This window comes from Arthrobacter sp. UC242_113, assembly GCF_044054585.1.
Taxonomy (GTDB): Bacteria; Actinomycetota; Actinomycetes; order Actinomycetales; family Micrococcaceae; genus Arthrobacter.
Window position 1 is genome coordinate 2,705,959 of sequence record NZ_CP171968.1, and the last position, 13,012, is coordinate 2,718,970.

The 13,012-nt window shown below is 60.8% G+C and carries 12 protein-coding genes; 3 read left to right on the forward strand and 9 right to left on the reverse strand.

Annotated features, from left to right (window positions below):
• Positions 1–194: 194 nt before the first annotated feature.
• The 9 genes from ACHMXB_RS12240 to pdhA form a co-directional block, all read right to left on the reverse strand.
• Positions 195–329 carry a hypothetical protein gene (locus tag ACHMXB_RS12240; RefSeq protein ID WP_395398585.1) on the reverse strand — a complete coding sequence of 45 codons (135 nt, stop codon included), beginning with the start codon at positions 327–329 and terminating at the stop codon, positions 195–197.
• A gap of 1,441 nt (positions 330–1,770) precedes the next feature.
• Positions 1,771–3,012, reverse strand: a complete 1,242-nt coding sequence (locus tag ACHMXB_RS12245; RefSeq protein ID WP_395398587.1) for a MinD/ParA family protein — start codon at positions 3,010–3,012, stop codon at positions 1,771–1,773.
• 266 nt (positions 3,013–3,278) lie between these two features.
• On the reverse strand, positions 3,279–3,431 hold the full coding sequence (locus ACHMXB_RS12250; protein WP_395398589.1) for a hypothetical protein: 153 nt from the start codon (positions 3,429–3,431) through the stop codon (positions 3,279–3,281).
• Positions 3,432–3,626: 195 nt separating this feature from the next.
• Positions 3,627–3,770 (reverse strand): hypothetical protein, encoded by a 144-nt coding sequence (locus ACHMXB_RS12255; protein WP_395398591.1) that lies wholly within the window; start codon positions 3,768–3,770, stop codon positions 3,627–3,629.
• Between the two features lie 88 nt (positions 3,771–3,858).
• Entirely contained in the window at positions 3,859–4,122 is a 264-nt protein-coding gene (locus ACHMXB_RS12260) for a hypothetical protein (protein WP_395398593.1), read from the reverse strand.
• Positions 4,123–4,216: 94 nt separating this feature from the next.
• Positions 4,217–5,032: an MBL fold metallo-hydrolase gene (locus ACHMXB_RS12265; RefSeq protein ID WP_395398595.1), complete on the reverse strand. Its 816-nt coding sequence runs from the start codon at positions 5,030–5,032 to the stop codon at positions 4,217–4,219.
• Between the two features lie 364 nt (positions 5,033–5,396).
• Complete coding sequence (locus ACHMXB_RS12270) at positions 5,397–6,914, reverse strand: dihydrolipoamide acetyltransferase family protein (protein ID WP_395398597.1); 1,518 nt, start codon at positions 6,912–6,914, stop codon at positions 5,397–5,399.
• Between the two features lie 4 nt (positions 6,915–6,918).
• Positions 6,919–8,031: an alpha-ketoacid dehydrogenase subunit beta gene (locus ACHMXB_RS12275; RefSeq protein ID WP_395398599.1), complete on the reverse strand. Its 1,113-nt coding sequence runs from the start codon at positions 8,029–8,031 to the stop codon at positions 6,919–6,921.
• Positions 8,028–9,287 (reverse strand): pyruvate dehydrogenase (acetyl-transferring) E1 component subunit alpha, encoded by a 1,260-nt coding sequence (gene pdhA, locus ACHMXB_RS12280; RefSeq protein WP_395398601.1) that lies wholly within the window; start codon positions 9,285–9,287, stop codon positions 8,028–8,030. The genes ACHMXB_RS12275 and pdhA overlap by 4 nt, the downstream gene beginning before the upstream one ends.
• Positions 9,288–9,446: 159 nt before the next feature.
• On the opposite strand from pdhA, the gene ACHMXB_RS12285 reads away from it, so the two are divergent.
• The 3 genes from ACHMXB_RS12285 (at position 9,447) to ACHMXB_RS12295 (ending at position 12,999) form a co-directional block, all read left to right on the forward strand.
• Positions 9,447–9,911 carry an Lrp/AsnC family transcriptional regulator gene (locus tag ACHMXB_RS12285; RefSeq protein ID WP_395398603.1) on the forward strand — a complete coding sequence of 155 codons (465 nt, stop codon included), beginning with the start codon at positions 9,447–9,449 and terminating at the stop codon, positions 9,909–9,911.
• A gap of 285 nt (positions 9,912–10,196) precedes the next feature.
• Complete coding sequence (locus ACHMXB_RS12290; RefSeq protein WP_395398605.1) at positions 10,197–11,660, forward strand: polysaccharide biosynthesis tyrosine autokinase; 1,464 nt, start codon at positions 10,197–10,199, stop codon at positions 11,658–11,660.
• 112 nt (positions 11,661–11,772) lie between these two features.
• Positions 11,773–12,999 carry a hypothetical protein gene (locus tag ACHMXB_RS12295; RefSeq protein WP_395398607.1) on the forward strand — a complete coding sequence of 409 codons (1,227 nt, stop codon included), beginning with the start codon at positions 11,773–11,775 and terminating at the stop codon, positions 12,997–12,999.
• Positions 13,000–13,012: the final 13 nt, after the last annotated feature.

The following is a 13,012-nucleotide window of genomic DNA, read 5'->3' on the forward strand; positions in this document are numbered from 1 at the left end:
TCCGAGACGTTGGCAGCGTCCTCGTAGGGGCGCGGACCGGCACGGTCACGGCGGAGCCAGGCCGCCCGGCGGCCCCTAGCCTGTGATGATCTTCGCGTCCAGCGAGGAGACGCCGAATGAGCCAACGGTCGTCGAGTTCCTGGAACAGTGACCAACCGCCGTGTTCACCTCGCGCCAGCGGGTGGCGGGTGCCGTCAGCGTGTAAGTGCCATCCAGACGACGGCCGCCGTCGCCGCGGCCAGGGTTCCCAGCCCAGCGTAGGAAAGGGCCTGCAGTCGGCGCTTCTGTGCCTGGCGCCGCTGGAAATGGTCAAGATTCGTGTTCCCCATGTGCCCCACGATAGGTGGGATTCCTTGGATTTACCTTGGCGTGCGCTTGCCTCTTCTACTTGGCCACCACGATCTCCTCGGGCTAACCCTTTTCCGCCATGGTCGCCACTAGCGCTATGAACGGCGAGCCCTTACGGACAGGCCCCACCTTCGGAGTTCGGGAAGGTGAACCGGACCGTGTCCGCCACGTAAATGGCGCGACCACGGCCAATCAGGGCAACGCGGACGCCGTTAGACACCTTCTCAGCGCGGCGACCACAGGGCTGCCCCTACAGCGGAGAAATTTGACTCTAGCGGTCGTTCTCCGTGCGGGGTACGATGCCCTCCCTATTCATCATCCAGAAATCAGGTGGGTTATGAAACTCCATACACGGCTGACGGCCGTCATGTGCACCGCCGCCCTACTAACTTTGGCGAGTGGCGGCCCGGCATTGGCAGCAGACTCCATCACGGGGGCCACAGGCGCCAGTCTTATCGAAAAAGGCGCGGCAGTCGTAATCACAGTCGCATTCCACTGCGACGCCGAAAGGTCGGGTTCTCTAAGTATCAGGGCAACGCAGCGTACCAAACAGCAACAAGTCGTAGCAGGCGACGGAGCGGTGGAGGTTTTATGCGCTGGAGGAGACCAAGATGATCAGGTGCGTGTCATAGTCACCCCCCGGAATTCCGCCTCGCACTACCAAACTGGTCCAGCTGTACTCCTGATAGGGCTACAAACCTGTGTCGCACCAAACGACTGCACCACCACCGAACTAACCACAGAAGTCCGTTTCACCAATAAATAGAACCCGACATGGAGGGGCTGCTGCCGGTCCCCGGTTGAGTATCTGAACGGAGAACAAGAACGGAGAACAAGAAATGAGAAAAAAGGGTCATCTTGCTGTCACCACCGCAGCGACTGCGGCATTTCTCGCATCGTCGATTGTTCCGGCGTGGTCATCCGGGTCGCCGTTGGCCATCGGCGATGGCACCCTCGGCGCCAAGGGCGCTTCTGTATCGGTCCCTGTGACTTTCACATGCGAAGTGGAACCTGGGAGGACCACGGAAACAATCCAGGTCCTTCTGAAGCAACAGCTAAGCCCAAAGCGTCACGCAGACGGCAGTGGTTCCAAGGAAGTCGACTGTACGGGGGCGACCCAAACTGTGGAGATCACCGTCATAGCGGGACCGAAAAATGGCGGATCGGCCTTCCGAAGCGGTGACGCGGTGGCAACATTAACAGTGGGCGATTCTGGCGTGGAACCACCGCCAGAGCCCCTCACGAACACTATCCGCTTACGCAATTAGGGAATTTGGGCCCCCTCGAAGTTTCCGGTTCACCCCGTCCAAGGGTTCCCGAGGGCCGATATTGTGCTATTCCGTAGTAACAAGGGGTTTCGGAACCAGTTGCCTTGGAAAGCTCCAGTGTTCGCCGCCGAGATTGCTTGACTTCGACCGAACTCTAGCGATACCCATCCACGATTGCAGCAGCAATCTCCTTGTATGCCCGTCGCGTCTCAGGCTTCAAGTGGTCAAGGGTTACCAGGTCACCGTCGGCCACTCCCCTGTCGTGCGGCACGGCGATGAGTTCGCGGCACATCCCGGCCAGGTGCTCCTCGATGGCGTCCTTGTCCACACGGTTTGACACCTCGTCCTTGTCAGTGATCACCACGATCGCGTTGCGCGCCAGGTCCTCATAACCGTGGCCGGCAAGCCACTGCAGGGTGCTGCGTGCGCGCTTGGCACCACTCACCGCATAGCCGGCGGCGATGATCAGGTTGTCCGCGGACTGCAGGATGCCACTCATCGCGTTGTGCGTTACACCGGTGCCACAGTCGGTCAGCGCCACCGAGTAATAGCTGGAGATGAGCTTGCGGATCCTCAGGTATTCCTCGGCGGTGAGTGAATCGGACACCTCGGGGTCCTGCTCCCCGGCGATGAGGTGCAGCCGGCCGGAGTGGTGCATGTAGCGGGAAAGTTCCGTGAGCGAGTCGACGGAGTCGATGTTCCGGAGCAGATCTGTAATGGTCCGCGGGGTGGCCTTCTGGTAAATGCCCTCCCCCAGCGCGCGCTCCACGAGGTCACCGGAGTCGGGGTTAGCATCGATGGCGCACGGCGGGTCACCACGGAACTCGGCGAGGGTCAGGCCCACTCCTACCGTGGTGGACGTTTTGCCAATGCCGCCCTTCAGGCTGAGCACGGCGGTATTAAAGCTGCCCTGCAGCTGGCGCGAGATCCGGCGGGCCACCTCATCTTCCTCGCGTTCAAGAGCGCTAGGGCCCAGGTTCCAGGCGCCGCCGGTAGCCCGGTACAGGAAGCCCCGGAAGCCCTTCTTCGGGCGCGGCTTCTGCTCGCGGACAAACGACGTCGGCAATGCCGTGGCGTCCGCAACCGGCACCTCGGGCTCCGGAAGGCTTTCCGGTACCTTCGACGGCGGTGCTCCCGCAGGCTGGCGGGCCGGCGTCGGCGGAGCCGCCTGGGCGGGAGGGGCGTCGGAGAGAGCGTCGGCTACCGCGGCAGCTTCTGCCCAGGAGGAACTGCGGACAGGACGGGGCGGTGCGGTCGGCTCAGGTGTCACGGCGGGAAAGGTTCCTGTCCAGGCGTCGGAGCCGTCGTCATTGCGACGGCGGAAGCGGCGGCGGAGCTCGGGCTGCTCCTCGTCGGGGCTGGCCTCGGCTAATCGGTTGTCCGCTGGCTTGGGCATGGTCGTTCCCCCCGGGCTCGCAGCGGCGTCCCGCTGCGGTGGTCGATTGGTCTCGTTCAAATAGCCATTCTAGGCGCTGCCTAACTACCTATTGACAGCGGCCCTAGCTTGCGCGTTCCTAGCGGCGCCAGAAGACACGGTTTCTCAACTGTGAGTGAGAGCTGCCATAACAACAGCGGCAGTGATCACCAGCAGAACGCCCAGCGCCACGTAGCCCCACCATTTGGGTCGACTGCGGTGCGGGTTGATATCGACGTACGGCACGGCTATTTCAGCCCGCCCGGAACGGAAGAGGCTGCGGCCGGGGCAACGGCAACGGTCCTGCGCTTGAGCCGGAGCATCCAGTAGAGCCCGGCGAACGGAACCAACAGGCTGCCCAGCAAGCCGGACAGCGCGAGAACGAAATCGGTGACAGCCACGGTTGAGACCTCCGTAAGCGGCAGCTCCTTCGACACAACCAGAGCGACCATGCTCAGGGTGCGACAAAGGGGCTGGGAATGGACCCCCCATTTTTGGGTCGTTCGCCAGCCTACTTAGCACTTAAGGGCGCTGTCCAATTGGACACGCCCATTGATGCGACCACTATTCAGCTATTGCGCTTCATGCCTCTGCCCCTAGCGCCGGAGGGCCAGCGTCACCACCACCGCAGTCGCCACTGCCAGAACCGCCAGCCCGACGAATGACAGTGCGCGAAGCCGCCGGCGGCGTACTTCGCGCCGCGATTCCCGACCGTACCGGCCTCCCCCACGGAATCCCATGGCGGCGACGCTACGGACGGAAACTCAAGGAAAGCGCAAGCAAACATCAAGGTTTGATCAAGATGTAGCGCTTCCCACCTAAATAGGCCTAGATGCCGTCGCCGTGATTCGTGGCCGCGTTGCGGTGGTGCAGCCTCCGACGCAGCCGCTGAGGGTGCTGACCGTGCCCCGCGTGCCGAGAGGGAAGCGGCGACAGCGGCTCCACGGGCAAACCCGCAACGGCAGCCCTGGCACGCTCTTCCACGCCCGGCATGTCCTGCCGGTCGAGCCAGGAACGCTCGGGGAACGGGTCATCGGCCACGATGTGTGTATCAATGAAGCGGCGGATGACCGCGCTGATTCCGGTATTCATGACGCAAACCTAGAGTGGCGCAGGTCACACCTCCAGCGTGGTCAATACCTGTGTTTCCCGGCGTCCGGTACCCGGACTACAGCGAGTACTTGGTTCAGTGCTGTTGGCGGGTCTCCTGCAGACGCTTAATGAACCAGCGCGACTGCTCGGGCCCGTATGGCAGCACCGGTATGGCCTTCGTGGCGTCTGCGGGAGTGTCGCGGATGGACTGCCTGGCCTGCCGGACGGCCGTAGTCATGGTGTCTGCCGTGGTCTTGACGAACCGGTCGCTGCAGGGTTCACCGTGCCCCGGAACAAGGAACTCGTAGCGGCGCCGCAGGGCGGACAAATGCCGCAGCGCATCGGCCCATTCCTCCGGGTAGGAGTCTTCGAACGACGGGTGCGAGCCCTGTTCCACGAGGTCACCGGCGAACAGTGTGGTGGTGGTTCCCACCAGGAGGTCGCCGTCGGTGTGCCCGCGGCCCAGGTAGAACAGCGTGACAGTCTGACCCCCAAGGTCCACGAGTACGGGCTGGTCGCGAACAATCGCGTTGGGGACCACGATCTCCACGTTCTCACCGACGGCGGCGGCCATTTCCGGTTCGGTCTCGGTGACCTCGCTGCGTTGGGCGTCGCCGTCTTCACTGATCTCCTCGGCGCAGTTCTCGTGCGCCCAGAACTCCTCGACGCCGGCCTCGGCGAAGACCGCGTTGCCGAAGAAGTGGTCGTAATGTGCGTGGGTGTTTACCGCCACGAGCGGCAGCGGGGTCTTCCCCCGCACGGCGTCCAGGATCTCCTTGCCTTGCCTCGGTCCGCATCCGGTGTCGATCACCATGGCCCGTTCGGTTCCTACGATCAGGCCGGTGTTGAGCTTTGAACCTTCGGTCACCAGCACATAGTTGTCCGCGCCGACCTCGAGCCATCGTGACATTGTTTCTCCATAAATCTGGGGAGCATCTGCGATCTTCTGGCCTCGATTGTACTCATCTAGCTTGGGATTATCAGGGGAGCGCTATAGCGCCAGACCAGCGGGAACACAGCGCGTAGCGCAAATTCACTCATTCGAAACACCGCGCTAGGTATGATCTGGCCATGGGGACTAAACAACAGAAGCACTTCTGCGAGACCTGCAACACGATCACCAACCACGTCACGTCATACAAGGATGACGGAAGGGGCCTCGAGGCTCTCGTAAGGTGCAGCGACCACTCAGACACGACACTGTAAGACCTGTAGTCCTTCGCCGCCGAAAAAGGCGGCGAAGGACCAATCACCGGAATGCCAATACTTACGTTTTACAAATCGGCCAAAAGCGAGGTCGGGGCCTCGATCGCATCCGCGACATAGCGCAGAAATCCGGCGGCCGTCCCGCCATCGCAGACCCGGTGGTCAAAGGTCAGCGTCAGCTCAGTGACTTTGCGCACGGCAAGTTCGCCTTCGACGACCCACGGCTTGTCGATAATCCTGCCAACGCCGAGGATAGCTACCTCCGGATAATTAATGATTGCCGCGGAACCATCCACGCCAAACACGCCGTAGTTATTAAGCGTGAAGGTTCCGCTGCCCAGCTCCGTTGGTGTCGCCTTGCCATCGCGCACGACGGCGGTCAGCCGCTTAATTTCTTCGTCGAGTTTGCTGGCACTCAGTTTCTCAGCGTTGCGGATAGAAGGGACCACCAACCCGCGATCCGTCTGAGCTGCAAACCCGAGGTTGACCCCATCGAAGGCAACTATCTCCTGAGACTCGCCGCCGGACGCGTCCTTTGCGTTGATGAAGCGGGCGTTCAGCTCCGGGTATTTCTTCAAGCCTGCAGTCACAAAGCGGGCGATGAAGGCCAGGAGGCCGGGCGTATGACTCGGGTCCGTTTTCTTGAGGCCGGCGCGGAGCTCCACCAGTGCCGTGGCGTCGACGTCTACCCAGACCGTAGCTTCTGGGATCTCGGAGCGACTGCGCGACATGTTGGCAGCTACGGCTTTCCGCACGCCCCGGACGGGCGTGCGTCCGGTGATTTGGAGGCCGGTGCGGAGATCGACCTTCACGCTGGTCGAGCTTGTCGAGACCGATTCGACAGGCGGTACCAGCGGAACTATACCGGTTTCGACACGCTCGGTCTCAGCAGGGTCAACCATCGGCGCATTGATTGCCGCCTCGACGTCACGTCGCAGGATCAGGCCGCTCTCCCCTGAGCCCTGCATGTGTCCTAGGTCCACACCATGCTCCTTGGCCATCCGGCGGACCAAGGGTGAGATGACCGCTCCAAGTTTGCCCGGGACGCGAGTGCGTAAAAGTAAGGCATCGTCTGCGGGGGTCGTCAGCTTGGTATCGTCTTGGGGCTCAGTTTCGACGTGCGCGGTTTCAACAGTCTCAGCCACCGAATTCGTGCGCCGGGGCCGAGTTCGGCGGACAGTGGTTGTGCCGCCAGGGGTTCCATAGCCAATAAGTACGTTGCCCGAGCCCGCTCTTTCTTCTGTTCGGTAAGCTTCGCCTGCCGTCTCTTGGGTTTCGAGGGGCTTAACCAGCGTGGTTTCGGTTTCGGCAGCCTCGGTTTCGACGCGCGCAACCTGCGCTTCCGTCGGGGTCACTGAAATGAGCGGTTTGCCCACATCTAAAGTCTGGCCCGGTTCGCCGTGCAACTCGGCTACAGTGCCTGCGTATGGTGACGGTACCTCCACGACTGACTTCGCGGTTTCCACTTCAGCAATGGGCTGGTCCACGCGGATTTCGTCGCCTACCGCCACGAGCCACTTCAAGAGCTCGGCTTCTGTCAGCCCTTCGCCGAGGTCGGGCAGGAGGAACACTTTCCGTTCGGTCATCTGATCAGTCTTCCCACTGGAGGTCGTCAACGGCGTCGAGGATGCGGTCCACGCCCGGCAGGTAGTAGTGCTCGAGCTTCGGTGCCGGGTAGGGAACATCAAAGCCCGTGACTCGGCGGATGGGCGCAGCCAGGTAATGGAAGCACCGCTCCTGAACCCGGGCCACGATCTCGGAGGACACAGAGGCAAAGCCGTGAGCCTCCGCGATCACCACCGCCCGGCCGGTCTTCCGGACGGAAGCGGCCACCGTCGCGTCGTCGAACGGCACGATGGTGCGAATGTCGATGACCTCGAGCGATCGCCCTTCTTCGGCGGCTGCGGCGGCCGCGGCAAGTGCCGTCGGGACAGAGGGACCATATGCGATGAGCGTCGCATCGGTGCCCGAGCGGGCGACAGCGGCACGGCCCTCGGTGGCCTCGCGCCCATCCGCTTGCCGCTCGTACTCCGCCCGGAGCGCATCCAGGTCCACCAGATCCTTGGACCAGTAGAGCTTTTTCGGCTCCATGAACATCACCGGGTCGTCGGAGTCGATGGCTTCCCGGAGCATGCGATAGGCGTCGGTAACCGTGGCCGGTGTGTAGACCTTCAGCCCTGCGGTGTGGGCGTAGTAGGACTCGGAGGAGTCGCAGTGGTGTTCCACTCCCCCGATGCCGCCGGCGTACGGAACGCGGATGACCATGGGCAGCTTGACCCGGCCCTTGGTCCGGTTATGCATCTTGGCCACATGGCTGACAATCTGCTCGAAAGCCGGGTAGGCGAACGCGTCGAACTGCATTTCGACAACCGGCCGCATGCCGTTGATGGCCATACCCACGGCCATACCGACGATCCCCGACTCAGCCAGGGGCGTGTCGAAGCAGCGCTGTTCGCCGAAGGTTTTCATGAGTCCGTCGGTTATGCGGAAGACACCACCCAGCATGCCGACATCCTCGCCGAAGACCAGGACAGAATCATCCGCGTGCATGGCATCCGACATCGCAGTGTTCAGCGCCTTGGCCATGGTTACGGGCTGCGGTCCGGCTTCCTCGGCGTTTGCCGCAGCGGAGGCAGCAGCGCGAGCAGTGGCTGAGGAGACGTTGCCGTTGGCCTCGGACGACGTGGTGATTGTGGGGCTCATTTGTTGGCCTCCTCTTCGGATATTGCATCCGCAGCATCACGGGCGAGCTCGTCCGCGAGCAGAGCCGACTGCTGAGCGAGCTGCGGCGTCGGCGTTGCAAAGACATGTTTGAACAGTTCCTGGGGGTCGACGCGGACGTCTTCGCCGAGGCCGGTACGGAGCTGCGCGGCAACTGCCTCTGCCTTTTCCGCAATCCTGGCGTCAGCGCCGTCGTCTAGCACTCCTTTGTCTGTGAGGTATTTCTTCATCCGTGTGAGCGGATCTCGGGCAATCCACTGGGCAACCTCACTATCCTGACGGTAGCGGGTGGCGTCGTCGGCATTCGTATGGGCCTGCATGCGGTAGGTGTGCGCCTCGACCAAGAGCGGGCCCGAGCCTTCGCGGGCGAGCTTGACCGCGCGGTCCAGCACAGCGAGCAGCGCAACGACGTCGTTGCCGTCCACCCGTTCACCCGCCATGCCATATCCCACAGCCTTGTGCGCTAGCGAAGGAGCCACTGACTGATGGGCCAGCGGCACAGAGATGGCGTACTGGTTGTTCTGCACGAAGAAGATGACGGGCAGGTGGAATACCGCGGCGAAGTTCAGGGCCTCATGGAAGTCGCCCTCGCTGGTGGCGCCATCACCGCACATGGCAAGAACCACCGTGTCCTCGCCGCGCAGCTTGGCGGCGTGCGCCACGCCAACGGCGTGAAGCAGCTGCGTGGTGAGCGGCGTGCACTGGATGCCGACTTTGTGCCTCAGCGGGTCGTAGCCCCCGTGCCAGTCTCCACGGAAGATGGTCATGGCCTCGATCGGGTCCACGCCGCGTGCCATGACGGCGACTGCGTCGCGGTAGGTGGGGAACATCCAGTCGCCGTCGGCCAGACAGAGCGCGGCGGCTACCTGACAGGCCTCCTGGCCATGGCTGGAAGGGTAAACGGCCATGCGGCCCTGGCGGACCAGTGCGGAGTTCTGGTCGTTGACCCGCCGGCCGACAACGAGCTGTTCGTAGGCGGCGAGGAGTTCATCGTCCCCGGGCAACGGGTACTCGTGGCCCGGTTCGGCGCCCTGCTCGGAGTGGTGCTTGAGTTTGCCGTCCTTGTCCACCATCTGGATCTGGTGGCGGGCCGGCAGCATGTAATCCTCTGCGGTGATGCCGAACTTGCGCACGGCCTCGGCGGCGCCGCCGGGCAGGTATGTGTACACGGCCTGTTCCGGCGCGTGCTGATCCTGGCCCGTTCCACCACGAGCAGTGTGGTCAGCGGAGATCGTCATTGGTCCGTCCTTATGTAGCCACTAATCGCTTTCAGTATGGTCCCAGATGTCGTTTCGTATCCAGCACCAGCACGGATTGTGGAGAAGTACGCTTCACACACCTATCCTGAGAGACGAATCGCAACGGTGAGCTGCGTAGCTGGCGGGAGTTGGAGACGAATGGCTGAAATGAATGACGATCAAGCAGCGGCGCCACTGGATGATGTCGACCGCAATATCATCGCCGAGCTGACGCGCGACGGCCGGATGTCTGTGACGCAGGTAGCCCAGAACGTGCACATTTCCCGGGCCCACGCCTATACGCGAATAGCGAGACTCACAGGCCAGGGTGTGCTGACGAAATTCACGGCACTTGTAGATCCCCTCAAGGCCGGCCTCAAGTCCTCGGCCTACGTGACACTCAAAGTGCAGCAGCACTCATGGCGGGAGCTACGGGAGCAGTTGCGCGCCATCCCCGAGGTGCACCACATCGCACTCGTAGGCGGAGACTTCGACGTCATTTTGCTGGTGCGGGCCGCGGACAACGTGCACCTGCGCCGGGTGATCTTCGATCAACTCCAGTCCATGGCAGGCGTGCTGGATACGCAAACATTCTTGGTATTTGAGGATATGGATACGCGATAGCAAGCACCCAATGGTGTGTGCGCACCCAAGAACTCAGGAGCACTCCCTCGGAGCTCTGCGCCTGCGAGAGATGGCGACATCCAGCACAAGATTTCCTCCACATAAGCCCACTAGGCAGGTGAAGAAACTAGCGCTTGCCAGATGGTGGGACGACCAAGAGAGGGCATGGCGTTGGCCGCACGCCGTCCATGCTTTGCCCGGTACAATAGACAGGACCGCACCAATTTCGCCGTTCGGTGGTGTGCCCCAAGGCATCCACAACGATCGACTCAGGGGGACACAGGCTTGGATCTTCGCGACTATTTCCGCATCTTGCGGCGTAATTGGATATTGGTTGTAGCGGCAGCGTTGGCCGGCCTCCTAGTATCTGGCGCAGCCTCAGCCTTGACCAAACCGACTTATACGGCGGAAACGCAACTATTCGTGGCTATTCAGAGTTCAGGATCAGTCAGCGAATTACAGCAGGGAAATACCTTCAGTCAGGCCCGGGTGCAGTCCTATGTGAAAACCGTGGATACCCCGGTCGTCTTGCAACCCGCAATTGATTCGTTGGGATTGAATCTTACTGCTGATGATTTGAGCCAAAAAGTTAAGGCCACGACGGACCTGAACACAGTATTGATCACCATAGCAGTGGATGACAATTCGCCTGTGCAGGCTGCCGCCACGGCGCAAGCAATCGCCAGCAGCCTCATCAAGGCGGTCGATACGCTAGAAAAGCCCACGAACGGTGGGACCTCGCCCGTTAGCCTGTCAATTATCAAACCTGCGACCGCACCCACGTCCCCTTCAGCTCCTAATACTCGGCTGAACTTGGCTTTGGGACTGATATTCGGGCTCGCCCTAGGTGTCGTCGGCGCCGTTTTCCGCACTACCATGGACACCAAGATCCGTGGCGAGGCAGACCTTCGACAAGTCACAGAAGCTCCGATACTGGGCGGGATAGCCTTTGATCCCGAGGCTGCGAAAAACCCGTTGTTGTCCCAAACAGCCCCACAAAGCCCTAGGGCTGAGGCCTTTCGTCAACTCCGAACGAACCTACAGTTCGCCAACGTCGCCGGCCATGCTAAGTCCGTGCTGGTAACTTCCTCGCTGCCCGGCGAAGGCAAAAGCACAACGGCGGCCAACCTGGCGATCGCCTTGGCTGAGTCGGGACAGTCGGTGTGCCTGGTGGATGCTGATTTGAGACGGCCGATGGTGAGCGACTACCTAGGGCTAGACCGTAATGCCGGGCTAACCACAGCACTGGTCGGCTCAGCCGATGTTAATGACCTTCTCCAGCCCTGGGGTGACGACAACTTATACGTCCTGACCTCGGGGAGAATCCCGCCCAATCCAAGCGAACTCCTCGGTAGTGACGAAATGAAGGCGCTTCTAACCCGACTGGAGCACGCATTCGACGCCGTTGTGATCGATGCTCCCCCGCTTCTGCCGGTCACGGACGCCGCCGTCCTGTCCCAGCACGTGGGAGGGTCTCTACTCGTTGTTGGCTCGCAAAAGCTTCGCCGACAAGACCTAGAAAAGTCACTCAACGCACTGCGCCTTGTCGGATCAGAAGTCTTGGGAGTTGTACTCAACCGTCTGCCTGTCAAGGGTCCGGACGCCTACGCGTACAGCTATTACAGCTATGAAAGCGGAGACGCTGCTCCGTCGAGCCGCAGGGGCCGAGAAGGCAGATCAGCCGGTAGGAAAGAAATCGTCCGAGGAGGGAAGTCTCGCACCGTCGCCAATTTCACTTCCGGCAAATAGCCCAGCTTCAGGCACCATTCCTAAAGCGATCCGGATCAGCACACACACAAATTCGGCGTTCTCGAATCCGTCACATGACGCAGATCGTTAGCCAAAGAACAAACGGGGGCACATGAACAACGAGCCTGTGACGCGCACGGGAAACCCTGCCATTACTATTCTTTCCACGGCAGACTTTGATAATCCGATCTGGACAAATAAGCAACACCTGGCTCAAGGACTTTCGAGGACGCATAAAGTCTACTATCTTAATTCGCTGGGTTTGCGTTCACCGCGTTTAAACCGAACTGATATAGGTCGCATTTTCCGCCGCCTCGTGCCACGCCGTCGCCGACAAACAGTCACGAAGGACAGAGTAGTAGCGAATGGGAATCAGAGTGTGCACGTCCTGTCTCCCAAGGTACTACCGTTTCATCGCTGGCGTTTGGTGCGAAAGATCAACAGATACCTTTTGATGCGGTTTATCAGGAAAAATATTCCGTCTCAACACCGAGACGTCCTTTGGACGTTTTCGCCTATGACATATGGCATCGAACGTCTTTTTGACGCAAATGTCTATCACTCCGTCGATCTGCTTCACACTTTTCCCCACACCCCTGCTGCTGTGATACTAACGGCCGAGCGGCAGCTTGTTCCTATAGCCAATGAGGTAATAGCCAGCAGCCGCGGAGTGCATCGACACATAGAAGTTAGCTATGGTCGAAGTGCCCTGCTATGGGAGAACGTGGCTGATACAGAATTGTATTCTTCCTATGCATCGTCCACACCCCGGAACCGCGTCTTCTTTTCTGGGAATCTGACACCGACGAAAATTGACTTCGATTTGCTGTTTGAACTGGCTGACAGCGGAGCAAATCTATGCATCGCTGGCCCCGTCGCCATCGACGGCACGGAGCCGACCGAAGAGGTCAAGCGACTTCTCAAATACTCGAACGTTGAGTACCTCGGCATTTTGGAGCCCGCTGAGCTGGCCAGACAAGTCGGAGATTCTATAGTCGGCATTGTTCCTTATCTGGTTAACGACCATACTCGCGGTATTTTCCCGATGAAGATTTATGAGTATCTAGCGGCAGGACTGAACGTGCTTTGCACCCCTCTTCCAAGCCTTGTCAGCGCGCAGCTACCCGAAGGCATTTCCATCATTCCAAGAGGGGACTTCACGAGTGCTGCTCTCCGCTCGCTCGACGCATTCAACGCTCCAGACGTGAACGTTCGTAGTAGTGCTGCACAACCCTACTCCTGGACTAACAGGGTGCGAGCCGCTGTCGATCTGGTTACCGAACTCAGCGGCAGTGCAAGAAGGTCAAGCACCAGGCTAGGTAGCGGCCGGCGTGACTAAGTCGCGCCGACCT

Excerpts from the sequence above, each read along its gene's own strand:
- ACHMXB_RS12260 (WP_395398593.1), bottom strand. The coding sequence starts at position 4,122 with ATGAATACCGGAATCAGCGCGGTCATCCGCCGCTTCATTGATACACAC.
- ACHMXB_RS12270 (WP_395398597.1), bottom strand. The coding sequence starts at position 6,914 with ATGACCGAACGGAAAGTGTTCCTCCTGCCCGACCTCGGCGAAGGGCTG.
- ACHMXB_RS12285 (WP_395398603.1), top strand. The coding sequence starts at position 9,447 with ATGGCTGAAATGAATGACGATCAAGCAGCGGCGCCACTGGATGATGTC.
- pdhA (WP_395398601.1), bottom strand. The coding sequence starts at position 9,287 with ATGACGATCTCCGCTGACCACACTGCTCGTGGTGGAACGGGCCAGGAT.
- ACHMXB_RS12245 (WP_395398587.1), bottom strand. The coding sequence starts at position 3,012 with ATGCCCAAGCCAGCGGACAACCGATTAGCCGAGGCCAGCCCCGACGAG.
- ACHMXB_RS12275 (WP_395398599.1), bottom strand. The coding sequence starts at position 8,031 with ATGAGCCCCACAATCACCACGTCGTCCGAGGCCAACGGCAACGTCTCC.
- ACHMXB_RS12240 (WP_395398585.1), bottom strand. The coding sequence starts at position 329 with ATGGGGAACACGAATCTTGACCATTTCCAGCGGCGCCAGGCACAGAAG.
- ACHMXB_RS12295 (WP_395398607.1), top strand. The coding sequence starts at position 11,773 with ATGAACAACGAGCCTGTGACGCGCACGGGAAACCCTGCCATTACTATT.
- ACHMXB_RS12255 (WP_395398591.1), bottom strand. The coding sequence starts at position 3,770 with ATGGGATTCCGTGGGGGAGGCCGGTACGGTCGGGAATCGCGGCGCGAA.
- ACHMXB_RS12265 (WP_395398595.1), bottom strand. The coding sequence starts at position 5,032 with ATGTCACGATGGCTCGAGGTCGGCGCGGACAACTATGTGCTGGTGACC.